Annotated in this window: 1 pseudogene; it reads right to left on the bottom strand. The window is 72.0% G+C overall.

From position 1 onward, the window contains the following. Positions 1-239: pseudogene (locus ACYQ0J_RS00050) on the bottom strand (ATP-binding protein); the annotation flags it as partial.

The following is a 239-nucleotide window of genomic DNA, read 5'->3' as shown; positions in this document are numbered from 1 at the left end:
CCCCCCTTCCTTAGGGTCTCCGGGTGGACGGCCAGGACCAGGGTGGCCACCTCGGCGAAGGCCACCAGCCAGGGGACCACACTGGGGGTGAGGCCCGTGGCGTCGTCCACGACGAGGGTGACGGGGTTCACCCCTTCGGGGCGCTTGAGGGCCTTGAGGAGGCTCCTCGCCTTCTCCTCGTTCCCCGGGTAGCGCCTCTGCCAGGCCTTGAGGTCGGCCTCGAGGTCCCTCCCCCCCCC

It is taken from the genome of Thermus sp. FJN-A, from assembly GCF_054655095.1.
Note: the sequence above shows the minus strand (reverse complement) of the source record. Positions and strands in the feature narration are given on the sequence as shown.